The organism is Kitasatospora sp. NPDC030952, assembly GCF_055571335.1.
In genome coordinates this window covers 41,837-65,216 of the sequence record NZ_JBVIFM010000017.1, presented here as the reverse complement: position 1 = coordinate 65,216, position 23,380 = coordinate 41,837, and the positions used below count along the sequence as shown (strand labels likewise).

Here is a 23,380-nt window from a genome sequence, read left to right as displayed (position 1 = left end):
CCGACCTGGCGCAAGCCGTGAGGGCGCGGACCCGGCTCCGGCTCCGGTTCTGGCACCTGCGGCTGCGGCTGCGGCTGCGGCTCAGTGTTGGGCGATCGCCGCGGCCAGGAGCATTCCGGCGGGGAGTGGTGCGATCGAGACGAGGAGGAGCCCGAGTATTCGCCCTCCGGAGACGTACCACCGGGCCGGCTTCAGCCCCAGGAGCGTCATGGCCCACGGTGACACGTAGCCCGCGCCGTGGCGGCGCACCGCATCGGCGATCAGCTGGATGTCCCGGTCGGCGACGGTGAGGACCACTCCCCCACCGGAGCGGTCCGACAGCCGCACGAACGTCACCGAGCCGGACCTGGAGAGCGCCTCCCAGGCGCGCACGGTCGCGAGGTTCGTCAGGTCCACCTCCCGCGCACCCGACCAGGTGCGGGCTCGGACGGTTCCTCCGGCCACCCGCCACCCCCTCCGCCGCGCCGTCCCGGCGTCCACCACGATCGCGGGACCGATCACGGCCACCAGCCCGGGCACGATCACCGCCCCCGAGCGGCCGAAGGCCGGGCCGACCACCAACGGCGGCACCACGATCGCCAGCAGGAGCACGGCCCAGCCGACGGCGAAGAACACGCGCCGCCTGCGGGCGGAGTGAGTCGAAGCGTTCACCGCGCAAACGTAGACCCACCAACCCCTCCGGCACCATGGCCAGCGCAGCCTCCTAGCCGGGCCGATCAGCCGCCACCGTGAGCTCAACGGCGTTCTCCCCGCGCACAGTTCGCAGGATCTGGACGAGGCGCAGCGCCTCGGCGAGCCCGGAGCGGGCACGCCACGGCGGCGGTGCGGCTGGCGGCGGGGACTGAGCGATGGTCACGGAGCCGGCTTGCCGCTCGCCTACGACAGTCGGCCGGCGGGAGGCGATATCCGCTTTGGCGCAACCGGCCCGCCCGGTACCGTCCAGGGACGATCGAGGGGGTGCGACATGGTGCGGCCGCTGCTGTTGCTGGACGTGGACGGTCCGCTGAACCCCCACGCGGCGAAGCCGCACCGGCGGCCCGCGGGGTACGGCACCCACCGGCTGATGACGCCGCGCTGGCGGACCGCCGAGCGGCGCCGGCTGGCGGCGTGGGGCCTGCCGCACAGGGAGCCGAAGCCGCTGCGGGTGTGGCTCGACCCGGGGCACGGGCCGGCGCTGTCCGCGCTGCCCTTCGACCTGGTGTGGGCGACGACCTGGGAGGAGGAGGCCAACTCCTTCATCGGGCCCGTCCTGGGACTGCCCGAACTGCCGGTCATCGCCTGGTCCGACCCCCGGCCCGAGCCCGGGGGCGGGGTGTTCTGGAAGACCCCGGAGATCGTCACCTGGGCGCGGGGCCGCCCCTTCGCCTGGGTCGACGACAACATCACGGACGCGGACCGCGCCTGGGTCGCGGCCCACCACCCCGGCCCGGCGCTGCTGCACCACGTCGACCCGAAGGTCGGCCTGACGGCGGACGACTTCGGCCGGCTCGCAGCCTGGGCCAGCGGCGCCCCGGGCTGAGGCGCGGCGGGCAGCGCCTCGTAGGATGCCGCCCATGCCCGGCTTCGAGGTTCTGCAGGATGTCTTCTGGGACGGCTCCACCGACCGCGGCGTTCAGCCGCCACTGACCGATCAGCTCGTCCACCAGGCCGAACACACCCTGGGGGTGAGCCTCCCGGCCTCCCTGGTGGCGCTGCTCCGGCTCCGGAACGGTGGACAGGTCGCGGACGGCCTGTGCGCCTTCCCGACCTCGGCACCGACCTCCTGGGCCGAGGACCACGTGCCCTTCGAGCACCTGATGGGGATCGGTCACCGCCCCGGGACGCTGTCCCTGCTCGACAGCGCCTACCTGATCGGGGAGTGGGGCCTGCCGGCCCCGCTCGTGCTCCTCAGCGGGGCGGGCCCCTGCTGGATCGCCCTGGACTACCGGACGGGTCCGGCCCCCACGGTCGGATGGTTCGACGCCGACTTCCGATCCGAACTCCCCCTGGCCGCGGACTTCCAGGAGTTCGTGGAGGGACTCACCGATCCCGAGGCATACGCCTGAACCGTGCCGCCTCGGCGGGGCGGGGCGGCACGGCCCTCGACGGCCGAGACGTACACCCCGTACGAGGTGGCGGCGCTGTGCTCGGCGAAACGTTCCTCCTGCATGGCCGTCACCGTCCGCACCACCAGGACGGCCAGGACGGCGGCGACCAGCTCGAGCGCGTCGGAGGCGATCAGCCAGGCCACGCCCTGCTGGTACCGGTCCGGAGAACGCGCCCCGTCGCTCACCTGGCTTCCCACCATGTCCACCACGTTGACCAGGAAGAAGCTGACCCACCAGGCGTTGACGACCGTCGTCGGGAGCGGTGTCCGCGCCCCGGACGCGTCCGGCCGGACACCGGCCTGCCAGATGTCGCAGGCGATCCGCCAGGGGAACCAGAGGAAGATCACGGGCGGGAACCAGCCGCCGAGCGGCGCCGGCTGGCGGCGTGGGGTCTGCCGCACAGGGAGCCGAAGCCGCTGCGGGTGTGGCTCGACCCGGGGCACGGGCCGGCGCTGTCCGCGCTGCCCTTCGACCTGGTGTGGGCGACGACCTGGGAGGAGGAGGCCAACTCCTTCATCGGGCCCGTCCTGGGACTGCCCGAACTGCCGGTCATCACCTGGTCCGACCCCCGGCCCGAGCCCGGGGGCGGGGTGTTCTGGAAGACCCCGGAGATCGTCACCTGGGCGCGGGGCCGCCCCTTCGCCTGGGTCGACGACAACATCACGGAGGCGGACCGCGCCTTCGTCCGGGCCCACCACGACGGGCCGGCGCTCCTCCACCACGTCGACCCGAAGACCGGGCTGACGGCGGACGACTTCACGCAACTGGCCGACTGGGCAGGCGCACTGGACTGACCGCCGTGCGCAGGAAGTCGGACGGGCCGACTTCCTACGCACGGTCACTCGGCGGCGGCTCAGCCAGGGCGGTGAGCGACGGCGACGAAGAGCGTCACCGACAGGTGGAACGCGCCCTGCTCGGCGGCGGCCGTGAGGTCGGCGTACAGCCCGTCGCGCTGCTCCTCGGTGATCAGGCCGCGCCCGAGCGCCGCCGTGGCGAGACCGCGGACGATCGGCCAGGTGACGGCACCGGGTTCGTGCAGCAGCACGTCCGCGCCGACGTGGTCGACGCTCAGACCGGCCGCGGCCAGCCAGCCGGTGAGCCGGCGCCCGGCGTCCGGGGTGGCGGCGGTGCCCTGGGCGATGGTGGCCAGCACGGGCCGCAGTTCGGGGGCGACCGGGTGGAGCACGAAGGTGGCCCAGTCGGTGTCGAGCAGCGCGACCCGGCCGCCCGGGCGCAGGACCCTGGCCATCTCGGCGACGGCCCCCGCCGGGTCGTTCAGGTGCTGGAGCACCCGCTCGCACCAGACCGCGTCCAACTCGCCGTCGGGCAGCGGCAGCGCGAGCGCGTCACCGGCCAGGAACCGCGCCGGGCTGCCCGCCGCGGCGGCCCGCTGCTCGGCGACGGCCCGCAGGCCGGGGTTCGGTTCGAGCCCGGTCGCGGCACCGTCCGGGCCGACCGCCGCCGCGAGCACCAGAGTCTCCGAGCCGGTGCCGGAGCCGACGTCCAGCACCCGCTCACCGGGGCGCACGGCCAAGCGGGCGTGCGCCCACTCGCGCAGCCGCCGCACGCCCGGGTTGGCGGCCTGGACGTCCAGTGCGGCGACCAGCCGGTCGGTGACCGCCGGGTCGGCGTTGGGCGCGTGGAAAGCGGAGGTGGGGTGCTGTTCTGACACGACGTCCAGTGTAGGAGAGGGCGCATGGTCGTCCTCGATCCTGGGGTGCGGTGATACCGGAATCAGCTCAGGGGGGACCGGTGGTCGCCAGGGGTGACCGGATCGCGTAGGTCACGAACTCGGCGCGGAGGCCGGCGGAGGTGAATCCGGCCTTGAGGAGGACGCGGCCCGAGGCGAGATTGTCGGGGTGGTGCCTGGCGTGGATCTCCGGCAGGCCGAGGCGCCCCAGGCCCAGGCCGAGAGCCTTGCGCACGCCTTCGGTGGCGTAGCCCCGACCCCAGGCGTCCGCCCGCAGGATGTAGCTCACGGCGGCGACGGGCCGGTCCAGGTGGAGTTTGACGACGCCGAGGAGGTCGCCGTCCACGGTGAGTCCGAGGGTGTGGAGCGTGCGCGGACTGCACTCCGCCGATGCGATGGCACCGGCCACGGACGCGCGGGCTTCGGTGGTGCCCATCGGCCCCCGGCCGAGATACCTGACCGACGCGGGACCGTAGATGAGCTGGACCGCCCCGGCGTCGTCGGGGATCAGCTCCCGCAGCTCGATCACCCGGCCACCGCTTCCACGAGTTCGGTCAGCTCGGTGGCGGTCGGCCGGTCGTCGGGGGCGGCCAGCAGGACGTACCGCAGCCGGGCCTGGAGGGCGGGCCAGGGCATCGCGGTGGACATCGGGACGGCGCGGTGGGCGATGGCCTTGCGGATGGCCTCCACCGGGGTGCCCTTGCCGAGGCCGGCGGTCCCGTAGTCCAGGGGCCATGTGCCGGTGACGCAGGTCCACAGGGTGCCGGCGAGGGCGTGGACGTCGGCCGTCTGCGTCGTGGCGACAGGTTGGGGGCCGTTGATGATCCGGGCGGCCAGTTCGGGGGCGGTGAGGTGGATCATCGTGCCGTCGAACGTCGACCAAGGGGTGCTGTCGAGCCTGCGGGCCCAGGCGAAGTCGAGGAGGCGGACACCGTCGTCGGTGTGGACGCCGTGCTGGGGCTGGAGGTCCCCGTGCACCCAGCCGTCAGCGTGGAAGCCGGCCACGGCGCGGCACAGCCCGACGGCAGCGGCCAGGGCCTCGTCGCGCCCGCCGTCGTCGTTGCGCACGGGGCGGAAGACCTCCCAGGTGGAGGGCCCGACCAGCCAGGGGGTGACGTACCAGACGCCGCCTTCGAACCGGCCGACGGTCACGGTGTAGCCGGGCAGTTGGTCCAGCACGGAGGCTTCGCGGGCGGTGACCTCGGCGGCCTCACCGGTGCCGAGCTTGACGCTCGCCATGCCGAGCGGGCCGCTGGCCTTCCACACCGCCGAGCCCCGGCGGTTGCTGATCTCCTTGAGCCCGACCGGCCCGCAGACGGCCTCTGCGGCCCTCAGCGCTTCTCGGGCCTCGGCAAGGAACTCGCCCATTCTCGAACTGCCTTCCACTCACAGGGGATGTGCTCGAAGACGTTGCGGCCGTCGTCGGCCGAGGCCGCCAGGGCTGCCGCGAGCTCGGGGGTGGTCTCCAGGAACTTCGGGTCCAGCGGCCGGACGCCCGCCCGCACCGGGAGGAACGAGAAGGGCGGTGGCGGGATGCTCCGGCCGTGCCGGCCGGTCTCGACAGCGCCCTGGGCGAACTTGCCGACCATGACCCCGACCGGGGCGTACAGGTGCTTCAACGCCCAGTGCGGCCAGGCCAGCAGCTCACGGTGGTCCGCACCCGCGCAGTGCCCGCGCAGCACGATGTTCTCGCAGGCGAGAAGGCCGTACGGCCGGGTCATCAGCGGGCGTACCCACTCGGCCGTCTGGACCCCGGCGTAGAACAACTCGGCTTCCACGGCGTACCGGTGGCTGCCCGAGGTGATCTCGTAGACCGTCCAGCCGGTCATGCCGCGCCGGGTGGATGGCCGCAGGAACGGGCAGTGCTCGTACAGCCCGGCGAGGTACCCGTCCACGTCCAAACTGACGGGATTCTCCGTGCGGGCCTCGGCGAGGCGGAGCGCCCCGGCGGTCGGCCGGGACGCTCCGTCGAACGAGGCCGCGATCACCGGTAGAACGCCGCCGGGGTCAGGTCGTCGCCATCGCCCGGGGCGGGCGAGCAGTTCCACTCGGCCCGGACCTCGCCGGTCTCCCGGTAGCGGGCCAGGGTCTCGGTGTCGAGCTTGCCGTCGACGTCGGTGAACCAGACCTCCGGCAGGGGACCGTACGCCTCCTCGTAGGCGCTCACCCACGAGATGAAGCCGCTGCCCGCACTCTCGACGTGGGTCAGCTTGCGGCCGGCGTGGTGGAGGGTGAACGCCTCGTGCGCGGCCGGGTCCGTGACCAGGGCGTGCCAGGCCGCGTCGATCGCGGCGGAGAACATCTGCGGCGCGGCCTCACCCGCGTCGATCCGGCGCGCGGTGATCGCGAAGAACTTGCCCAGCTCGTCCAGCTCGACGCCGGCCTTGATGGTGGCGGTGCTCATCTGCTTCTCCCATCGGGTTGGCTCTGCTCGTCCGTGGGTTAGACCGTAGGGAGCCCGGAACTGGACGCTCAACGAGATTGCTCTTTATTGCGCGACATCACTCCAGAGAGGCGATGGCGTCGGCGATCAGGCCCCTTGCCTTGAGGCCGTAGACGGCCATGGCTTGCAGCTCGGCGAAGGTGTCCAAGTACTGACGCACCTCGCTCGGTGCGGTCACGTTGACTGCGGCGGTCACAAGCTCGACTTGCACGCGGGCTTCGTCGTAGACCCGGAAGGACTCCACGGGCCACAGGGTCCGGCGGGCAGCGAACGGGATCACTCCCAGGCTGACACGGGGCAGCGAGATCACGGTGAGGAGGTGGCCAAGCTGACCGGCCATGGCCTCGGCGTCGCCGAGCCGGTACCTCAGCACCGACTCTTCGAGCAGGAACAGGAATCGGTGCATGCCCCGGTGGATGATGCCGGCCCGCTCCATCTTCGTTGCGATGGCTTGTTCCATGTCCTCTTCGGAGCGGCTTCCGGCCGACCGAGACATGATCGCCCGCACGTAGGCAGACGTCTGGAGAATCCCCGGGACCACGTCCGACGTGTAGAAGCGGAACAACTGCGTCTGCTCGTAGAGAGGGATATAGGACTCTTGGAGGCTCCGAAGGCCGGCTGACTTCAACCGCTTCCACTCGATGTACATGGACTCGACGGAGCGGGATGCGGCGATCAGGTCGGCCAGCTGATCCTCGGCGCCGCAGGCGACGCACCACGCCCTGATGTCCGCTTCTGACGGCGCGATCTTGGCGTCCTGGATGCGGGAAGTCTTGGCCGGGTGCCACCCACAGAGTGCCGACAGCTGCCGGCCGTTGAGCTGAGCATCCCGGCGGAGGTTCTGGAGACGATCAGCGAGCGCCTTGCGGGCTGCTTGGGCGCTGGACGACGCGGAAGCCGGCGACATCATGCGGGTGGTCCGGTATTCGTGGTGTGGACGATCAGACAGAGAACTTCTCGTGAGGGACAGCCCGGTCCCACACGGCCTCGAAGGCGGTGGAGCAGAGCTTCGCCACGTCGGGCTCGGTCCGCAGTTCCTTGGGCGGCTCGGCCCATTCCCCGGCCCCGGTGAAGTGGTTGAACTGGACGAGCTTGCCGTCGAACACCCAGAAGTCGTTGCCCGGCAGCGCGATGTCAGATGCCAGCCGGCGCGGGAGCCAACGCACCAGTTCGCCGGAGGCGAGGTTGACGTTCGTGCCGCCGTGTTCGTACCGGATGTAGTCGGTCACCGGCTCCGAGACGATGCGCGCACGCCGAATGACGACACCACGGTCAACCGTGGCCCGGATCATCTCCACCCAGTCACGCCAGTAGTCCGAGTTCGGGTCATTGTCGCGTTCCCCGGTGCGAAGCCAGTGAGTGAAGCCCGACGACTCGCCGCCGACATCGTAGGCGTCACGCATCTCCAGATGCACGGCCGACTTCGTCGTCGCCCTGAGCAGCGTCTCGAAGTCCGGCACGTTCGATTGCATCGCAAGCCTTCCTGATGAACGGGATCATGCTCTCGGGGACACTGATGACGGACTCATCGGTGGGCACGCCGACCTTGTGCCCGGCGACCCACTCGGTGTCGTTGACCTCAGCGAACTCGTCCCCGGTGAGGGTGTCGCTCTGGATGACGAGCCGACGCTGGGCGAGGTCCGCCCAAACGGTGGGAGAGCCCTCCTTCTCGGTGTCAGGGTCGATCCCGAAGAACTCTAGGCTCATGGCTACCTCTCCTGTCATGCCACTTGCGGGATCTCGTGTGAACCATCGTGGCGCGTACGCGTAGGGGCTGTCAGCGCTTCAGCCGACCTGGTGGGCCCTGGCGCCATCGGCTGACCTACAGACCCGTGACCAGTGTGGAGGCCGTGTCGACGAGGGCCTGCCGCCCGGCGGGTCCGGCCGGGCGGCGTGGGTTTCAGCGAGGGTCAGGCCGCCGGTTGGCGGTCGCGGGCGGGGCCGAGGGTGGCGTCGTCCGGGCGGTGGGGCATCCGCAGGACGGCGAGCGCGCCGAGGCCGACGACGGCGATGGCGAGGAGCAGGAGGGTGAGGAGGGCGAGGCCGATCAGGAGTCGCACGGGTCGGTCGCCTCGGTCGTGTCGTGCTTGGCGTGGTCGCGGAGGAGGGTGAGGAGGTTGAGCACGGTGCTGGCCGGCGCGTTGCCGAAGCGGACGAGGACGCGGCCGTCCACGACGCTGTCGGTGGTGGCGGAGGGCCACAGGAGGCCGAACTTGCGGCCACGCTCGGCGAGTTCGGTGAGCAGGTAGGCGACTTCGAGCTCGGTGTAGGTGCGCATCAGCGGGTCGGCCGGCTCGATCGGGCCGCGCACGCGGTCGTCGGCGCTCACGCGGCGGCGTCCAGCTCGAACCAGACGGACTTGCCGGTCTTGCGGGGCTCCGTGCCGAAGCGGTGGGTGAGCGAGCGGACGAGGTGCAGGCCCCGGCCGGAGAGGGCGAAGGGGTCGGAGTCGTCGCGCTGGACGGGGAAGGCCGGGCTCCCGTCGCTGACGGAGACGCGGAGGACCTCGCCGATGATGAGGACGACCACGATGGGCGCCGCACTGCCGCCGTGGCGCCAGGCATTGACGAAGAGTTCGAGGAGGGCGACCTCGGCGTCGGCGACCAGGTCGGGCTTCCACCCGGCGCGCGAGGTGGCCTCGCGCAACTCCTCGCGCGGGGCGGACCAGTCAGGGGGGAGTTCGAGGGAGAACACGAAGGAACCTCCGTGGGGGCGAATTGGATCACTCATCGCCGCATACCGGTAGGCACGCCTTGGGCAACGGCGAGATCACAGGCCGCTGCATACGTAGCGCATGCGGCCCGCTACTCTCAGCATGGTGCCCATGCGGCATCTAGCGCAACTCACTCTTCGACACTCGCAAATTTGCAAATCGAACCTGAATTCGGCAGCTCCAACTGCCCGTTGCCGGTAGCGCCGACGCCTTCTGCGTGGGCAGACTGGCCAACTGACAGCTCAGGAGGGGAAAGATGGCAGTCTCGACCGTGCGCCGACGGAGGCTCGGCGGCGTACTACGGAAGCTACGTGAGGAGCGGAAGCTCACCGCCGAGGTCGTCGCGGAGGCCACCGGGATGAGCCAGGCCAAGCTCACTCGGATCGAGACCGCTCACACCGCAGCCAAGGTCGAGGACGTCATCAAACTCCTTGACTTCTACGGATGCGACGACGAGGACTACCGGGCCGGGCTCATCGCCATCACAAAAGATGGAAGCAAGCGCGGCTGGTGGCTGAGCTATCGCGATGTCATCAACACCACTACAACCGACCTGATTCTCCTTGAAGCCGACGCCATCACCTATCGAACGTACGAGCCGGCCTTCATCCCAGGTCTCTTCCAAACCCCCGACTATGCGCGCATCGTGATCGATCGGCTGCGCATCAGCTCTGGTGGATCGGTGGAGGATCTCGTCCAGGTTCGGATGGCACGCCAATCCATTCTGACCCGCCCAAACCCCGTGCAGGTATGGGCCGTCATCCATGAGGCAGCCCTCTGCTCGAATGCCAACCGTCCGGAAATCATGGCTCCGCAATTGGACAGGCTTCTGACACTCAGCAAGCTGTCCAACATCAACATTCAGGTCATGCCGATCGGTGCAGCCATCCACGCGGGGATGACCGGAGCCCTCGCGCTGATGGGCTTCCCGCAACGGCAAGACCTCGATGTTGTCCTGGCCGAAGGACTGCTGAGCAGCATGTGGGTCGAGGATCCAGCTGATGTGGAGATCTACCGGGCGAAGTTCCAGGAGATCACAGCAGAAGCCATGTCCGTCGACTCTTCGCTCGCGTTCATCACCGCACAGAGAGACAAGATCAAGTGATCCGCCTGACGTTCAAAAAGTCCACATACAGCGCCGGAGATGTCAACTGCGTCGAAGTTGCTATCCTGAGCGGCCCCAGTTCTTACATCCGCGACTCAAAGGACCCCTTCGGACCTACACTCGTATTCAACCGTGCGGCGCACGAAGCCTTCATCAACGCTATTGCCGCCGGAGAGTTCGACTTCGGTCTCCTCTGAGTGCCACTGAGTGGCGCCTCGCCCGGCTCCGGGCGAGGCGCCACGCACCGATCACCCCTCCTCGGGGACCTCCACGATCAGCAGCGTCCCCCAGCTGCCCGCCCGGACTGCGTGCCGGGCGCCCGCCGGGATCCGGCACAGCTCGCCGGTACCGACGGTCAACGCCTCGCCCTCCACGTCCAGTTCCAGGACGCCGTCGGCGACGAACAGCGCCTCGGCCGTCCCGTGCGCCTCCTGCTCCAGCTCGCGCCCGTCCATCCGGAGCACCTTCACCGCTGCCGTTCCGACCCGGCCCAGGACCACCGAGCGCCAGGCGTCGGGCAGTTGGGCCGCATGTTCCTTCACGTCCACCAGGCTCATGACCAGGGACGCTACCGGGGCCGACCGCTGAGTTGGTCGACCGTTTGGCAAAACCTGCCAGGATCTCCGGGGTGAACGCTCGCGCGCTGTACGAGGCGCTACTCGACACCGACGGCCCCTACGAGGACGTCATCGGCCCCTGGCTCGAACAGGCCACGGCCGCCGACTACCGGGCACGCCTCCAGGCCGCCGCCACTCCGCACAACCACTGGTGGGCCGATGACCCGGACCTCCTGGAGGAGCTCTACGCACTCAGCCGCGTCAGCGACTTCCTCCTCCTCGACCCGCAACTCCCGCCCTACCTCCACCTGTTCACCGCCCTCGGGATGACGCAGATCGAGCCGTCCCCCTTCGACCCCTTCCTGCACGAGATCACCGAGGTCGAACAGGCCGAGGACCCAGCCACCCCCATCGAGATCCTCGACGGAGGCGTCCGCTGGCCCGCCCTGATGCTCGGCGAGCTGCTGTTCAGCCGCGCCGGCGTCCGGGTACGGGCCGGCGCCGCGCACGCCGAACGTGGCGTCGCCGACCGCTGGCCGCTCTACTGGACCCACCGCCGCGCCCACCGCCCCACCCGCGACCTCTCCCAGGGCTGGGGCAACAACTCCCAGTGGCGCACCGACTTCCGCCTCGACTACCGCACCCCCACCGGCGATCTACTGAACATCGCCGAGTCCGCCCCGATCGACGGCGACCCCTCCCGCGACCCCGACGGCTACGGCAACCTCGGCCCCGACGAACGCCTCCTCACCCCCGCCGAGCGCCGCGAACTCCTGCGTCACCGCACCTTCCTGCGCACCCCCGCCACCCCCGCCGCCTCGCCCGCCTGGGCGGCGGACCTGTGGCCCTTCGAGTGGCGGCTGTAGGGCCTTCGGGCGGCGTCCCGGTCCGTGGTCGCCGATACAGGACTGAAACGCTCCGTATCGGAATCGATCGTTACCGATGGAAGGATGAAACCTCCCCTAGACGGGAATCTGACGTCCCGTTCCTAATGTGCCATCCATGCCACAGACACACAGGCCCCGTAGCCGAGCGTTCTTACAAGTCGCCCTGACAGCCGCCGCCTTGGCCACCGGGCTCGCACTGTCCCCGCCCGCAGGGGCCGCGCCGGAAGTGGGCCCCGCCGGGAGCCGGGTGGCCGTCCACCCGGAGGCGGTCACGGCGGCGCAGCAGCAGGCCGTCCTGGACTACTGGACCCCGCAGCGGATGGCCGCCCTGACCCAGCCGTCGTCCGACAACCCGCCCAAGAGCGGGCCCGACGGCGCCCCGTGGAGCGGCGCCGACACCCTGAGCAGGACGGTGGGCCGGCTCTTCTTCACCAACCACGGTGCGGACGAGAGCTGCACGGCGACCGTCGTGGACAGCGCGAACCGCAGCACCGTCGTCACGGCGGCGCACTGCGTCAACAGTCCTGACCTCCTCGGTGACAACAACGAGTGGCTGGCGAACGAGCTGTTCGTTCCCGGCTACCGCGACGGGCGAGCGCCGTACGGCACGTTCGTCGCCCGCGCCGGGGTCGCGGACGCCACCTGGCTCCTCAACGACGAGCAGAACGGCCTGAAGTTCGACGCCTACGACCAGGCGTTCCTGGTCCTGAACACCGACGCCGCGGGCCGGCGCGTCCAGGACGCCGTCGGCGCCGCGCAGCGCATCGGCTTCGACCGGCCGGGCGGCGCGCCGGTCCAGCAGTTCGGCTACCCGCGTGAGGCCTCCGGCGATCCCGCCCGCGCGGGTCTGCCCGAGTACACCGGGGCCAGGCTCGCCCACTGCGCGGGACGGCCCCGCGAGTACCCCGGCACCACGGAGCACCCGGAGCCCCGGGGGCTGTGGGGTGCGCCCTGCGTGATGGGCGGCGGCTCCAGCGGAGGCCCCCGCATCGCCGACTTCGACCCGTCCTCCGGGACCGGCACGGTGGTGGGCGACAACACGCGAGGCGGCTACCTCGACTCCTCGGGCCGGGTGTGCGCCCCCGGCACCCCCTCCTGCGCCCGGCACCTGGTCGGCCCGCAGTTCACCTCCGCGGTCACGAAGCCGCTGTACCGGGCCGCCCAGGCCGCCCCCACCGCTTAAGCCGCCCAGAGCGCCCGGCCCGCCCGGGCCGACCGCCCGGACCGCCGGCTGAGCCGTGGGTCACGCCTGATCGCGACCGTCCACCGCACGAACGTCCACCGCCACGAAGCACCCTCGACCGACCACCCTCGACCAACCGCCCTCGACCACGAAGGACAACGATGTCAGCCACCCACCGAGCGTTCCCCCGCAGACTCGCCGCCACGGGGGCCCTCCTGTTGAGTGCGACTACGGCGGCGGTGCTGCTGCCGACCGTCGCCCTCGCCGCGGAGCCGGAGCCCATGACGACGCATTCCGGCGCCACCACCGCACAGGAACGCAGCCGAATCGACGCCTACTGGACCCCCGCGCGGATGAGGCTGGCGGGCGCCCTGCTCCCCGAGAACACTCCCGTGCCCGAGGACGACAACACGCCCGACGACCCGCACCCGCTGCCCGCGAACACCCCGGACCCCGGCGCCACCTGGACGCACGGCGGAGCGGTGACCCGGAGCGTCGGCCGGCTCTTCTTCACCTTCTCCGACGGCTACGACGGCAGCTGCACCGCAACGGTCGTCACCAGCGCGAACCGCAGCACCGTGATCACGGCAGCGCACTGCCTGCGGGGAGTCGGCGCACCCGCCGCCGACGACACGTGGCAGCACAATCTCTACTTCGTGCCCGGCTACCGCAACGGAACGAAGCCGCTCGGCGGATTCAGCATCAGGAGCATGGCCACCTCCTCCCGCTGGGACGCCGATCCGGGCACGACGACGTCCAGCGACGTCGCGGTGGCCGGCTACGACACGGGAATCCTCGTGGCGAACCCCTCGGCCGAGGGACGGCGGGTCGCGGACGTCACCGGAAGCCAGCGGATCGCGTTCACCAAGCCGGTCAAGGGCGAGTTCATCCACGTCTTCGGCTACCCGAAGGACCGGCTCAACCTCCCCGACGCCAAGTACGCCGGATCACGCATGATCCACTGCGCCGGACCGTCCCAGCCCGGCCCCAAGGCGCCCCTCCTGTGGGGTGAGTCCTGCGACATGGGGCACGGCGCGAGCGGCGGCCCCCACCTCGCGCAGTTCGACACCCGGACCGGCGTCGGCACCGTCGTCGGCGTCACCACCACCACGGACGACCTCGCGGGCGGGCCGGCCGGCACGCTCTACGCCACGCGGCTCGGCGACGGCGCCCACCGCCTCTACGACTGGGCGCAGCGGCAGTCGATCTGATCCGGTACCCGGGTCCGGCCGGGGGCATCCTCCCGGCCGGGCCAAACCTGGGCCGAACCTGGGCCGTCCGACCACGTCCCGGCCACGCCCACGCCACCGACCATCCGCGCCATCGACCGCCCGCGCCACCGACCGCCCGCGCCACCGACCGCCCCGCGCTACGGGGCGTCCGGTCCGGGGCGTCGGTCGGCGAGCAGTTCGCCGATCACGTGGCGAGCGGTGTCCGCCATCCGCCGGTTGGTCTCGCGGTAGTAGTCCAGTTCCATCAGCGCGACGGACAGCGCCCAGCCCGTCCCCCGTTCCCAGGCCGCGTCGTCGGCGCCGACGGCCGTCCGGAAGGCGTCGCGCGCGACGGCGGGGAGCACGTACCAGGCGGGCAGCAGGTCCACGGCCGGGTCGCCGAGGCCCGCGCAGCCGAAGTCGATGACGGCGCTCAACCGGCCCGCACCGTCGACCAGCAGGTTGCCGGGCTGGAGGTCGGCGTGGATCCAGACCGGCGGGCCGGAGTGCTCGGGCGCATCGAGCCCCCGCTCCCACAAGGCGGTGACGGCCGCCACGTCCACCACACCCGCCAACGCCGCGATCGCCCGCCGGACCGCACCGTCCCGTGCCGCCAGCGGCTCGCTGCGGTAGGACGCCGGGCCGCCCGAAGGCTCCACCCGGTGCAGCGCGGTCACGAAGGACGCCAAGTCGGCGGCCAGCAGGCCAGGTCGACCAGAAGCACCGGCCACCGGGTTGGCCCCGTCCAGCCACCGCAGCACCGACCACCGCCACGGGCAGCCGTCCACCGGCTCACCCGCACCGGCACGGCGACCGGGAGTTCGGGCGCCAGCCGGCTCAGCCAGGCGTGTTCCTTGGTGATGTCCTCGGCCGCCCCCGGGATGCGCGGGATCCGTACCACCAGGTCGGCGCCCAGCCGGTACATCGCGTTGCTCGTGCCCGCCGAATCCACCAACTCGACGGGCAGGCCGACCCATTGCGGGAACTGATCGGCGACCATCCGCCGGACCAGCGTCCCGTCGATGTCCAGTTCGTCCGCGTGCATCTTCCGAGCCATGGCGCCCGACCCTGCCAGCGACCACGGCGGCCCTGCAATCCGATTACCAGGGCACGACCTGCCCCAGGTGGTCCACGAAGTGCAGGCCGGGCTTCCCCCGGTGCCGCTCGATCGTCTCCGCCACCCCGGGAACGCTCTCCTCCACGCTCAGTTCGGCCTCGAACCCGCCGAGTTCGGTGCGCACCCAGCCCGGGTCCATCAACAGCAGCGTCCGCGCGCCGTCCGCCTGGCGGGCCGCGTAGCAGCGCATCAGCTGGTTCAGCGCGGACTTGCTGGCCCGGTAGAGGTCCTGGCCGCCGTCGTCGTTCAGCGAGATGCTGCCCTGGTCGGAGGACATGACGCCGATGGTCCCGGTCGGCGCGACCAGCGGGCCGAGCACCTCCACGACGCGCATCGGGCTGAGCGCGTTGGTCACCATGACCTCGGTGAACATGTCCGTCGGGACCTCGCCGATCGGGAGGTCGCCGCGGGTGATGGCGGCGTTGACGAAGAGCAGGTCGAGGGTGCGGCCGTGCAACCGGTCGCGCAGGGCGGCGATCTGCCCGGGGTCGGTCATCTCCAGGGACTCGACGGTCAGCCGCCCGCCGGCGGCGTCCGCCAGGTCGTGCAGGCCGGTGCGCCGGGTGCCACGGACGGTGCCGATGACGTCCCAGTCGCGGCGGAGCAGCTCGGCGGCGAGCCCGAGGCCCAAGGTCCGGGAGGCGCCGATGATCAGGGCGGTGTGACGAACGTCGGTCATCTGATACCTCCGTGGATACCCCCGGCTTCAGCCGGGGGAGGAAACGGAACCCCTGCGGAGCAGGTCGGAGTGCGGTGTTTCGCCGTCGAGGCGGACCGCCGTTGACCGTCAACTCCCGCAGGTGATAACAAATTTGTGTGCTAACTTGTGGCCCGTGACGACCACTCACGTGAAGCGGGCGTTCAAGTTCCGCTTCTACCCGACGGATGCGCAGGCGGCTGAGCTGTCGCGCACGTTCGGGTGCGTGCGGAAGGTCTACAACATGGCGCTGCAGGCCCGTACGCAGGCGTGGACGCTGCGCCAGGAACGGGTCAACTACAACACCACCTCGGCGATGCTGACGGCGTGGAAGAAGACCGAGGAACTGGCCTACCTCTGCGAGGTGTCTTCGGTCCCATTGCAGCAGACCCTGCGGCACTTGCAGGGTGCTTTCGCCAACTTCTGGAACAAGCGGGCCAAGTACCCGACGTTCAAGAGCCGGAAGAAGTCCCGCAGGTCCGCCGAGTACACGTCGTCCGCCTTCCGGTTCCGGGACGGCCGGCTGACGCTGGCGAAGATGACCGATCCGCTGGACATCGTGTTCTCGCGCCCGCTGCCCGAGGGGGCGCAGCCGTCCACGGTGACCGTCAGCCAGGACGCGGCCGGGCGCTGGTTCGTCTCGATGCTGTGCGACGACCGGCCTGTGACGACCGTACCCGTGAACGCGGCGGTGGGGATCGACGCCGGTGTCACCAGCCTGGTGACTCTCTCCACCGGGGAGAAGGTCGCCAACCCGAAGCACGAGCGCAAGGACCGTGAGCGCCTGGCCAGGGCCCAGCGGGAGCTTGCCCGCAAGGCCAAGGGCTCCAACAACCGCGCCAAGGCCCGGCTCAAGGTCGGCCGGGCATACACGCGGATCGCCGACCGGCGCAGGGACTTCCTGCACAAGCTCACCACTCGACTCGTCCGTGATAACCAAACGGTCGTGATCGAGGACCTGTCGGTCCGCAACATGCTGGGGAACCGCGGGCTCGCCCGCGCCGTCTCCGATGCAGCCTGGGCCGAACTGCGGTCCATGCTGGAGTACAAGAGCGCCTGGTACGGGCGGGAGCTGGTGGTCGTGGACCGCTGGTTCCCCTCCTCCAGGTTGTGCTCCCACTGCGGCGTCCTGCGGGGCAGGATGCCGCTCGACGTCCGTGTATGGACGTGCGGCTGCGGGACGACCCATGACCGGGACGTCAACGCGGCGAAGAACATCCTGGCCGCCGGGCTGGCGGTTGCAGCCTGTGGAGACGGTGTAAGACCTCAACGGAGAACTCCGGGCGGGCGGTCGTCGATGAAGCAGGAAGTCGTCCCACCGCAGCGCACGGGCGCAGCGGCTCAGCCGCGAGGCTGAGGGGAATCCCCCGCGTTCACGCGGGGGAGGAAGTCAACGCCCAGCCGGTGCTCAGCCGGCAGATCCGGGCGTTCGAGCGGGAACTCGGCTGCACCCTGTTCACCCGGACCACCCGTAGCGTCGAACTGACCTCCGCCGGACGGAAGTTGTACGAGGAGGCGGCACGGATCACCGCCACCGTCGGCACCGCCCTGTCCCGCGTACGGGAGGCCGCGCGGGGCGAACAGCTGCTCGTGGTCGCCTTCTCCCCCGGCCTGCACGTGTCGGAGGCGATCCGGGCGTTCACGGCACTCCACCCCGTGATCGGCATCGACGTGCTCCCGCCACGCTGCTGGGAGCGGGACGCGCCGCTGCGCGACGGCCGCGCACACGTCGGCTACCTGCGGCACCCCTTCGACGACACCGGGCTGCGTACGATCCCGATCGGCCGGGAGGCCAAGGTCGCGTGTCTGCCCGTGACGCACCCGCTGGCCGGCCGGAGCAGCCTCACCACGGCCGACCTCGACGGCGAGCCGATCCTCGACGCCCGCCCGGGCCCGGCGGACCTACACCCTGGACGAGAAGTTCGAGCTGATCGCCGCCGGACGGGGCGTCGCCCTCGTGCCGGTGAGCATCGCGGGCTCCTACTCCCGTCCCGACCTGGTCTACCTGCCGGTCACCGACTTCCCACCCGTCGAAACCTGCCTGGCCGTCCCGGAGGGCGGCGACCGACCGGGCCCCGTACGGGACTTCCTCGACCTCGCCGTCCCCGTGCTGCGCGGCCGGGTCGCCGAGTAGCCGGGCAGTCGGGCAGCCGGGCAGTCGGGCAGCCGGGCCAGGGCCTTCCGTCAGGCCCGCCCACCGCGCCCGCCATGCCCGCCGCCCACCGCGCCCACAGCGCCCGCCATGCCCGCCGCGCCCGGCGGCCCCGCTCACCCCCGCACCGCGAGGTCCTGACTCCCCACCACCTTGAGCAGTCGCAGCGCCGAGTGCGAGGGCGTGCCGGGGACGGCGGTGTAGAAGGTCGTCCACTGGTCGCGGTGCGGGTCGTAAAGCGCCTCGCAGTCGAGGTCGAGCCGGCCGACCACCGGGTGGACCAGGCGCTTGGTCGTCGAGCGGCGCATCTCGACGTCCTGGCGCGCCCACAGTTCGCGGAACTCCGCGCTGGTGGCGAGCAGTCGGTCGACCAGCCGGCGCACCCCGCTGTCGGCGGGGTAGCGGGCGGAGGCGGAGCGCAGGTCGGCGACCGCCCGGCGGCCGAAGCCGGCCTGGTCGGCGGGCTCGTAGAGGGCGCGGGCGGACGGGTCGGTGAAGAAGCGCCAGACGAAGTTGCGCTCGCCGGGCGGCAGGGCGGAGAAGTCGCCGAGCAGGGCGGCGGCCATGGCGTTCCAGGCGAGGATGTCGCGGGCGGCGCTGCACACCATGGCCGGGGTGTCGTCCAGCCGGTCGAGCAGGTGCAGGACGCCGGGCCGTACGTCGCGGGGCAGCACGGTCGGCGGCAGCGGCGCCTCGCCGACCAGGTGGTGCAGATGGGCGGTCTCGTCGTCGGACAGGCGCAGCGCCCGGCTGATCGCCCCGACCATCTGCCGGGACGGCCGCGGGCCCCGGCCCTGTTCGAGCCGGATGTAGTACTCCACCGACATGCCGGCGAGCTGCGCGACCTCCTGGCGGCGCAGGCCCGGGGTACGGCGTCGGCCGCCGGCCGGCAGGCCGACGTCGGAGGGCTGGATGCGGGCGCGCCAGCGCCGCAGGAAGGCGGCCAGCTCCGCCCGGTCCACGTGTTCCACGCCCCCAGTCTGACCTGCCCGCCCGGTCCGGACCATGGGACCGCCGATACCACCATCGACAGGGCTCTCCCGGGCCCGGCGCCGCCCGGCCAGGGTGGTGCCCATGAACGACAACGACCACCGCATCGTCCTGATCACCGGCGCCAACAAGGGCATCGGCCTCGCCACCGCCGGCGAACTCGCCCGCGCCGGGCACACCGTACTGATCGGCTCCCGCGACCCCGAGCGCGGCGCGGCGGCCACCGCCGGACTGGCCGAACAGGGCCTGGACGCCCACGCCGTCCGCCTGGACGTCACCGACCCGGCGACCGTCGCCGCCGCGGCCGAACGGATCGCCGCCGAGCACGGCCGGCTCGACACCCTGGTCAACAACGCGGGCATCACCCGGGACTTGGGCCTCACCCCGGAGCAACTGCCCCTGGACGACCTGCGCGCGACCTACGAGACCAATGTGTTCGGCGCCGTCACCGTCATCAACGCGATGCTGCCGCTGCTGCGCAAGTCCCCGGCCGGCCTGATCGGCAACGTCTCCAGCGGCCTCGGCAGCTCCTCCGTCCTCGCCGACCCGGACACCCCGGTCGGGGAGTTCGCGGCGCTGCTCGGCTACAACACCTCCAAGGCCGCGCTGAACGCCGTCACCCTGGTCTACGCCCGCACCCTGCGCGCCGAGGGCATCAAGGTCAGCGCACTGGAGCCGGGCTACTGCGCCACCGACATCAACGGCCGGTCCGGCCCGTCCACCGTCGAGGAGGGCGGCCGCCGGATCGCCCGACAGCTGGGCGAAGCCCTGGCCGGACCGACCGGCCGGTTCTTCCACCCCGACGGCGGCAACTACCCCTGGTAGGCCGTGATCAGGCCGGGCAGCTCCCGCATGTCGTCGAAGACGACCGTGCCCGGCCCGGCCAGCCGCTCCGCCGCCGTGACGCCGCCCGCGTAGCCGAGCGCCCGCATCCCGGCGGCGCGGGCGGCCGTCACGCCGGGCCCGCTGTCCTCGACCACGAGGCAGCGGGCCGGGTCGACGCCCATGCTCCGGGCGGCGTGCAGGAACAGGTCGGGCGCGGGCTTGCCGCGCCCGACCTCGGTGGCGCTGAAGATCCGGCCCTCGAAGCGCCCGTACAGGCCGGTCCGGCCCAGGGTGTGCCGCATCTTCTCGTGGGTGCCGCTGGACGCCACGCAGGTCGGCAGCCCGAGCACCGCCAGCGCGTCCAGTGCCGCCGGCAGGCCGTCCACCGGCGTCAGCCCGGCGTCCACCGCCTCGGCGTGCAGCTCACGGAAGCGCTTGTCGAACAGCGTCGCGGCCTCCTCCCCCAGCCGCTCGGCGACCATCGCGTGGTTGGCCGCCTCGGACCGTCCGACGAACCGCTCGATCGCCTCGGCCTCGGTGAGCGGCCAGCCGAACTCCTCCCCCAGCCGCACCAGGACGCGGACGGCGATCACCTCGCTGTCCACCAGGACGCCGTCGCAGTCGAATATCACCAGGTCTATCGGGTCGGTCATCCGATCAGCATAGGGGCGGGTCGGGAACGGTCAGGGCCCCGGCGACGGGAAGTTCGCCGCCGACTCGGGGAATGGTGGTGGCGGCCCGCTCGGCCGCGTCGCCCCCGCCAGTTCGATCCCTGGAGCGGTGTGAGGATGTCGCCGGTGAACTCGGAGGAGAGCTTCCGGTCGCGTGTCAGCGACTCGAAGGCCGAGGCCAGGGTCTCGATGCCCTTGAACGTCTCCTGGTGCAGGTCGCGAAACGTGAGCGACCGAAGGGGCCCGGCGGCCGAAGCCACCGGGCCCCCACCGACCGGGTGTCAGCCGGTCTGGATCGAGGTGTCGTCGATCACGAAGCTCGTCTGCAGCGAGGAGTCCTCGGTGCCGGTGAACTTCACGGTGACGCTCTGGCCCGCGTAGGCCGAGAGGTCGAAGGTCCGCTGCTGGTAGCCGGCCGCCGCGTCCGCGTTGGAGTAGGTCTTCAGCGCGGTGCCGTTCACCGTCACCGCCAGCTTGTCGTACGCCGTCGAGCCCGACTCGGCGGTGTCGATGTGCAGCCAGAAGCTCAGCGTCGCCTTGCAGCCCGCCGGGATGGTCACCGTCTGCGACAGCGTGTCGGTGTGGGTGCTGCCGTACCCGTTCAGGTACGCCTTCCAGCTGCCACCGTGGGCCGGCTCGGACGAGCTGTTGTCCACCACGCCGCTCGAAGCCGTCCACGGCGAGGCCGTACCGGTCTCGAAGCCCGCGTTGCCGAGCAGCTGGGCCGGGGTGCAGCTGCCGCCGCCACCACCGGCGACCGTCCAACCGAAGCTGGTGGTGGCCGACTTGCCGGCCGAGTCCTTCACCGTGACGGTGACGGTGGAGCTGCCGGCCGTGGTGGCGGTGCCGGAGATCAGGCCGGTCGAGGAGTTGATCGACAGTCCGGCGGGCAGGCCGCTCGCGGCGTAGGACAGCGGGGCGGTGCCGCCGGAGGCGTTGAGCTGCAGGTTGACCGCGCCGCCGACCGCGGTGGACTGGTCACCGGGGCTGCTCAGCGAGACGGAGGCGCCGGCCGGCTTGGTGAGCAGGCAGCCGGGCACGTTGAGGTCGATGGCGCGGGCGGAGTTCAGGCAGGTGGTGAACCAGTAGGTCTCCTCGCCGTAACTCTGGCCCTTGAAGGCCTTGGTGGAGCCGTCGGCGGCGACCTCGCAGGGGTTGTTGAGGGTGCACATCTCACCGTCGTCGTTACCGGTGTTGTTGATGCCGACGATCCGCCCGCTCGCGGAGTCGATGATCGGCGAGCCGGAGGTGCCGTGGGTGGTGTTGCAGCCGGAGCTGTAGCGCAGCGAGTCGTGCCAGCTCCACTGGTCCTCGCGCAGGGTGGGCACGAACCCGTTGACGGAGCAGTTCCAGACCTGCTTCCAGTACGACGACGGGATGTACATCGAGGCGCCGTCGGTCGGGTGGGTGTCGTTGACCGTGAGGGCGGTGGCGCCGTACTTGGAGGTGATCGAGGCGTAGGTGTCGGTGAGTTCGTAGAGGGCGACGTCGGTGCCGGTCATCGTCGCGTAGATCACCTTGTCGGCCTGAACGGTGCCGAGGGTGTTGCCGGCGCCGTCCAGCAGGGTGCCGCTGCGGCTGGCGCTGACGTTCTGGATCACCTGGCCGTACGGGGGCATGGACGGCAGGCAGTGCCCGTTGGTGAGCATCATGGCCCGGTCGCCGGCCGCCGAGGCGGGGAACCGGACCAGCGAGGCGGAGCAGTCGTCCAGGGCGATGGTCGACGTCAGGTCGGCGGCCTGGACGGCGTGTGCGGGGGCGGCGGCGAGGACCAGCCCGCTCGCGACGACGGCGCTCGTGCCGGCCATCGCGACAAGTCTCTTGAACATGGCTCTCCTTGTGGGGGATCGCGGACTGCCCGGCTGGTCGCCGAGGCCCGCGCCCGCACGAAAGTGCCATGGTCACTTCAAGCGGTCAACAGTTCCCGCACAACTCGCCACTGCACGGGACGGGTTGTGCCACCGAATGGCAACAACCCGTCCTGGTATGCCCGTTACGGGCGGTGGCGGCGAACGCTACGGCTGGGGGACGGAGTTCACCGTCTGCTCATCACCCTTGGCGTTGCCGCCGCCCTCCCGCGGCCGGATGGTGACCTTCCAGAGCGTCCCGCCGTCCTCCGGCGCGAACACCTCCTTGTCCTGGAACTTGACGAAGTCGCAGTTCTGCGTGAACTGTCGCCCGTCGGGATCCCAGTCCACCCCGGTGGTGTAGTAGAGGTCGTACGAACCATCCGCGATACCGGTGACGGTGGCCTGCTGCCCCTTCGCCGCGTAGACCGAGGTCACCGAGGTGCCGTTGAGGGCGAGCGTGAAGACCGCGTCCGCCGTGAAGTCGTTGGTGACCTCGAGCGTGCCCTTGCCGTTCTTTCCTCCGTCGCGGACCAGGGCTCCGTTCTTCAGGGTCCGCGGCTGGACCGGCAGCGCCGGCAGCTGCGGAACGGTGGCCGTGACCGGGAACCCGGCCTCCTTCAGCTTGCCGAGGGCCGCCGTGACACCCGTCATCCCCTGCCCCGCACCGAGCCGCCCCCGGCCGGCGGCCAGCGCGCAGAGCTTCTTGGCCTTGACGTCCGCGCGGACCGCCGTCGCGTCGGCGGAGAGCGCGGTCAGCGCGTTCACCAGGTCAGTGCGCCCGGCCGCGGCCCCGGCGGGCGCCGTGGCGGTGTTCAGGTCACGGACGGCACGATCGGTGCCGGACTCGACCGCCCCGAGCGCCCGGTCGAGTTCACCCATGTCCTTGGCTTCGGACACCTTGCCCAGCCCGGTGCCGACCGGCGCGAGCGCCTGGTCGAGCGACGTGCCGAACGGCGTCGCCGCGGCGGACGGCGCCGCACTCGGCGCAGCCGCACCGCCGCCCCCGCCCGAGCACGCCGCGAGCAACAGCGCCGCGCCGACGGCCAGACCGGACCTACCCATGGACCCCGAGAACTTCACAACCCCACCCAACTGACACCGTGCGCACACCCCGTGCACATGCGGAGCGAGATGATGCCGATCATGGACCGCCCGGTCAACCGGTTTGAATCCGATCACCGAATCCGATCACCGAAGGGGCC

Annotated in this window: 28 protein-coding genes and 5 pseudogenes; 12 read left to right on the top strand and 21 right to left on the bottom strand. The window is 71.3% G+C overall.

The annotated features are described in order from the left end of the window. Nucleotides 1-81: 81 nt before the first annotated feature. The gene (locus tag ACZ47G_RS26750) at nucleotides 82-651 is read right to left on the bottom strand and encodes a hypothetical protein (RefSeq protein WP_465746786.1); all 570 of its coding nucleotides are present in this window, start codon (nucleotides 649-651) and stop codon (nucleotides 82-84) included. Between the two features lie 313 nt (nucleotides 652-964). Between ACZ47G_RS26750 and ACZ47G_RS26745 the strand changes: the two genes are divergently transcribed. After that, on the top strand, nucleotides 965-1,519 hold the full coding sequence (locus ACZ47G_RS26745) for an HAD domain-containing protein (RefSeq protein WP_465746784.1): 555 nt from the start codon (nucleotides 965-967) through the stop codon (nucleotides 1,517-1,519). Between the two features lie 34 nt (nucleotides 1,520-1,553). Then, nucleotides 1,554-2,045: an SMI1/KNR4 family protein gene (locus ACZ47G_RS26740; RefSeq protein WP_465746782.1), complete on the top strand. Its 492-nt coding sequence runs from the start codon at nucleotides 1,554-1,556 to the stop codon at nucleotides 2,043-2,045. A 167-nt stretch (nucleotides 2,046-2,212) separates the two neighbouring features. On the opposite strand, the pseudogene ACZ47G_RS26735 reads toward ACZ47G_RS26740, so the two are convergent. Further along, a pseudogene (locus ACZ47G_RS26735) lies at nucleotides 2,213-2,434 on the bottom strand (hypothetical protein); the annotation flags it as partial. On the opposite strand from ACZ47G_RS26735, the gene ACZ47G_RS26730 reads away from it, so the two are divergent. Beyond that, complete coding sequence (locus ACZ47G_RS26730) at nucleotides 2,387-2,881, top strand: hypothetical protein (RefSeq protein ID WP_465747039.1); 495 nt, start codon at nucleotides 2,387-2,389, stop codon at nucleotides 2,879-2,881. The pseudogene ACZ47G_RS26735 and the gene ACZ47G_RS26730 overlap by 48 nt on opposite strands. A gap of 59 nt (nucleotides 2,882-2,940) precedes the next feature. Here ACZ47G_RS26730 and ACZ47G_RS26725 read toward each other — a convergent pair whose 3' ends face one another. The 11 genes from ACZ47G_RS26725 to ACZ47G_RS26675 form a co-directional block, all read right to left on the bottom strand. Further along, nucleotides 2,941-3,759 carry a methyltransferase domain-containing protein gene (locus ACZ47G_RS26725; RefSeq protein WP_465746780.1) on the bottom strand — a complete coding sequence of 273 codons (819 nt, stop codon included), beginning with the start codon at nucleotides 3,757-3,759 and terminating at the stop codon, nucleotides 2,941-2,943. A 67-nt stretch (nucleotides 3,760-3,826) separates the two neighbouring features. Beyond that, nucleotides 3,827-4,306, bottom strand: coding sequence for a GNAT family N-acetyltransferase (locus tag ACZ47G_RS26720; protein WP_465746778.1), 480 nt, complete (start codon nucleotides 4,304-4,306; stop codon nucleotides 3,827-3,829). After that, on the bottom strand, nucleotides 4,303-5,145 hold the full coding sequence (locus tag ACZ47G_RS26715; protein ID WP_465746776.1) for a serine/threonine-protein kinase: 843 nt from the start codon (nucleotides 5,143-5,145) through the stop codon (nucleotides 4,303-4,305). The genes ACZ47G_RS26720 and ACZ47G_RS26715 overlap by 4 nt, the downstream gene beginning before the upstream one ends. Further along, nucleotides 5,109-5,672 (bottom strand): hypothetical protein, encoded by a 564-nt coding sequence (locus ACZ47G_RS26710; RefSeq protein WP_465747037.1) that lies wholly within the window; start codon nucleotides 5,670-5,672, stop codon nucleotides 5,109-5,111. Before ACZ47G_RS26710 ends, ACZ47G_RS26715 begins: the two co-directional genes overlap by 37 nt. 89 nt (nucleotides 5,673-5,761) lie before the next feature. Beyond that, on the bottom strand, nucleotides 5,762-6,181 hold the full coding sequence (locus ACZ47G_RS26705; protein WP_465746774.1) for a hypothetical protein: 420 nt from the start codon (nucleotides 6,179-6,181) through the stop codon (nucleotides 5,762-5,764). A 97-nt stretch (nucleotides 6,182-6,278) separates the two neighbouring features. Beyond that, nucleotides 6,279-7,127 carry a helix-turn-helix domain-containing protein gene (locus ACZ47G_RS26700; protein ID WP_465746772.1) on the bottom strand — a complete coding sequence of 283 codons (849 nt, stop codon included), beginning with the start codon at nucleotides 7,125-7,127 and terminating at the stop codon, nucleotides 6,279-6,281. Between the two features lie 34 nt (nucleotides 7,128-7,161). Next, nucleotides 7,162-7,692 (bottom strand): DUF6879 family protein, encoded by a 531-nt coding sequence (locus ACZ47G_RS26695; protein ID WP_465746770.1) that lies wholly within the window; start codon nucleotides 7,690-7,692, stop codon nucleotides 7,162-7,164. Beyond that, on the bottom strand, nucleotides 7,616-7,927 hold the full coding sequence (locus ACZ47G_RS26690) for a hypothetical protein (protein ID WP_465746768.1): 312 nt from the start codon (nucleotides 7,925-7,927) through the stop codon (nucleotides 7,616-7,618). Before ACZ47G_RS26690 ends, ACZ47G_RS26695 begins: the two co-directional genes overlap by 77 nt. 203 nt (nucleotides 7,928-8,130) lie before the next feature. After that, on the bottom strand, nucleotides 8,131-8,280 hold the full coding sequence (locus tag ACZ47G_RS26685) for a hypothetical protein (protein WP_465746766.1): 150 nt from the start codon (nucleotides 8,278-8,280) through the stop codon (nucleotides 8,131-8,133). Continuing rightward, nucleotides 8,268-8,549: a hypothetical protein gene (locus ACZ47G_RS26680; protein WP_465746764.1), complete on the bottom strand. Its 282-nt coding sequence runs from the start codon at nucleotides 8,547-8,549 to the stop codon at nucleotides 8,268-8,270. Before ACZ47G_RS26680 ends, ACZ47G_RS26685 begins: the two co-directional genes overlap by 13 nt. Further along, the gene (locus tag ACZ47G_RS26675; protein WP_465746762.1) at nucleotides 8,546-8,914 is read right to left on the bottom strand and encodes an ATP-binding protein; all 369 of its coding nucleotides are present in this window, start codon (nucleotides 8,912-8,914) and stop codon (nucleotides 8,546-8,548) included. Before ACZ47G_RS26675 ends, ACZ47G_RS26680 begins: the two co-directional genes overlap by 4 nt. 275 nt (nucleotides 8,915-9,189) lie before the next feature. Between ACZ47G_RS26675 and ACZ47G_RS26670 the strand changes: the two genes are divergently transcribed. Beyond that, complete coding sequence (locus tag ACZ47G_RS26670; RefSeq protein WP_465746760.1) at nucleotides 9,190-10,038, top strand: helix-turn-helix domain-containing protein; 849 nt, start codon at nucleotides 9,190-9,192, stop codon at nucleotides 10,036-10,038. Then, complete coding sequence (locus tag ACZ47G_RS26665; RefSeq protein ID WP_465746758.1) at nucleotides 10,035-10,235, top strand: DUF397 domain-containing protein; 201 nt, start codon at nucleotides 10,035-10,037, stop codon at nucleotides 10,233-10,235. Before ACZ47G_RS26670 ends, ACZ47G_RS26665 begins: the two co-directional genes overlap by 4 nt. Nucleotides 10,236-10,286: 51 nt before the next feature. On the opposite strand, the gene ACZ47G_RS26660 is transcribed toward ACZ47G_RS26665, so the two are convergent. Continuing rightward, nucleotides 10,287-10,595 carry a cupin domain-containing protein gene (locus ACZ47G_RS26660; RefSeq protein ID WP_465746756.1) on the bottom strand — a complete coding sequence of 103 codons (309 nt, stop codon included), beginning with the start codon at nucleotides 10,593-10,595 and terminating at the stop codon, nucleotides 10,287-10,289. 71 nt (nucleotides 10,596-10,666) lie between these two features. Between ACZ47G_RS26660 and ACZ47G_RS26655 the strand changes: the two genes are divergently transcribed. From ACZ47G_RS26655 to ACZ47G_RS26645, 3 genes are all read left to right on the top strand, one after another. Further along, a complete protein-coding gene (locus ACZ47G_RS26655; protein ID WP_465746754.1) occupies nucleotides 10,667-11,461 on the top strand; it encodes a hypothetical protein in 795 nt (264 codons plus the stop codon). A gap of 268 nt (nucleotides 11,462-11,729) precedes the next feature. After that, nucleotides 11,730-12,665 carry a trypsin-like serine peptidase gene (locus ACZ47G_RS26650; RefSeq protein ID WP_465746752.1) on the top strand — a complete coding sequence of 312 codons (936 nt, stop codon included), beginning with the start codon at nucleotides 11,730-11,732 and terminating at the stop codon, nucleotides 12,663-12,665. A 218-nt stretch (nucleotides 12,666-12,883) separates the two neighbouring features. Beyond that, the gene (locus ACZ47G_RS26645) at nucleotides 12,884-13,876 is read left to right on the top strand and encodes a trypsin-like serine peptidase (protein ID WP_465746750.1); all 993 of its coding nucleotides are present in this window, start codon (nucleotides 12,884-12,886) and stop codon (nucleotides 13,874-13,876) included. 158 nt (nucleotides 13,877-14,034) lie between these two features. Here the strand turns inward: ACZ47G_RS26645 and ACZ47G_RS26640 are convergent. Both ACZ47G_RS26640 and ACZ47G_RS26635 read right to left on the bottom strand, forming a co-directional pair. Continuing rightward, nucleotides 14,035-14,801, bottom strand: a pseudogene (locus ACZ47G_RS26640) (aminoglycoside phosphotransferase family protein). A gap of 175 nt (nucleotides 14,802-14,976) precedes the next feature. Further along, nucleotides 14,977-15,672 (bottom strand): SDR family oxidoreductase, encoded by a 696-nt coding sequence (locus ACZ47G_RS26635; RefSeq protein WP_465746748.1) that lies wholly within the window; start codon nucleotides 15,670-15,672, stop codon nucleotides 14,977-14,979. Nucleotides 15,673-15,826: 154 nt separating this feature from the next. Here ACZ47G_RS26635 and ACZ47G_RS26630 point away from each other — a divergent pair, with 154 nt between their 5' ends. The 3 genes and pseudogenes from ACZ47G_RS26630 (at nucleotide 15,827) to ACZ47G_RS26620 (ending at nucleotide 17,824) form a co-directional block, all read left to right on the top strand. After that, on the top strand, nucleotides 15,827-17,047 hold the full coding sequence (locus ACZ47G_RS26630; protein WP_465746746.1) for an RNA-guided endonuclease InsQ/TnpB family protein: 1,221 nt from the start codon (nucleotides 15,827-15,829) through the stop codon (nucleotides 17,045-17,047). Between the two features lie 47 nt (nucleotides 17,048-17,094). Next, nucleotides 17,095-17,142 (top strand): annotated as a pseudogene (locus tag ACZ47G_RS26625) (hypothetical protein); the annotation flags it as partial. Nucleotides 17,143-17,599: 457 nt separating this feature from the next. Further along, a complete protein-coding gene (locus ACZ47G_RS26620; protein ID WP_465747035.1) occupies nucleotides 17,600-17,824 on the top strand; it encodes a LysR substrate-binding domain-containing protein in 225 nt (74 codons plus the stop codon). 134 nt (nucleotides 17,825-17,958) lie between these two features. Here the strand turns inward: ACZ47G_RS26620 and ACZ47G_RS26615 are convergent, their stop codons facing one another. Beyond that, the gene (locus ACZ47G_RS26615) at nucleotides 17,959-18,813 is read right to left on the bottom strand and encodes a helix-turn-helix transcriptional regulator (protein ID WP_465746744.1); all 855 of its coding nucleotides are present in this window, start codon (nucleotides 18,811-18,813) and stop codon (nucleotides 17,959-17,961) included. A 103-nt stretch (nucleotides 18,814-18,916) separates the two neighbouring features. On the opposite strand from ACZ47G_RS26615, the gene ACZ47G_RS26610 reads away from it, so the two are divergent. Continuing rightward, entirely contained in the window at nucleotides 18,917-19,657 is a 741-nt protein-coding gene (locus ACZ47G_RS26610) for an SDR family NAD(P)-dependent oxidoreductase (protein ID WP_465746742.1), read from the top strand. Here ACZ47G_RS26610 and ACZ47G_RS26605 read toward each other — a convergent pair. The 4 genes and pseudogenes from ACZ47G_RS26605 to ACZ47G_RS26590 form a co-directional block, all read right to left on the bottom strand. Then, nucleotides 19,645-20,310 carry an HAD family hydrolase gene (locus ACZ47G_RS26605; RefSeq protein WP_465746740.1) on the bottom strand — a complete coding sequence of 222 codons (666 nt, stop codon included), beginning with the start codon at nucleotides 20,308-20,310 and terminating at the stop codon, nucleotides 19,645-19,647. The two genes, ACZ47G_RS26610 and ACZ47G_RS26605, sit on opposite strands and share 13 nt — an antisense overlap. 299 nt (nucleotides 20,311-20,609) lie before the next feature. Next, nucleotides 20,610-21,335 (bottom strand): annotated as a pseudogene (locus ACZ47G_RS26600) (Ig domain-containing protein); the annotation flags it as partial. A gap of 204 nt (nucleotides 21,336-21,539) precedes the next feature. Next, nucleotides 21,540-21,977: pseudogene (locus tag ACZ47G_RS26595) on the bottom strand (trypsin-like peptidase domain-containing protein); the annotation flags it as partial. 366 nt (nucleotides 21,978-22,343) lie between these two features. Then, nucleotides 22,344-23,240, bottom strand: a complete 897-nt coding sequence (locus ACZ47G_RS26590; RefSeq protein ID WP_465746738.1) for a hypothetical protein — start codon at nucleotides 23,238-23,240, stop codon at nucleotides 22,344-22,346. Nucleotides 23,241-23,380 lie beyond the last annotated feature (140 nt).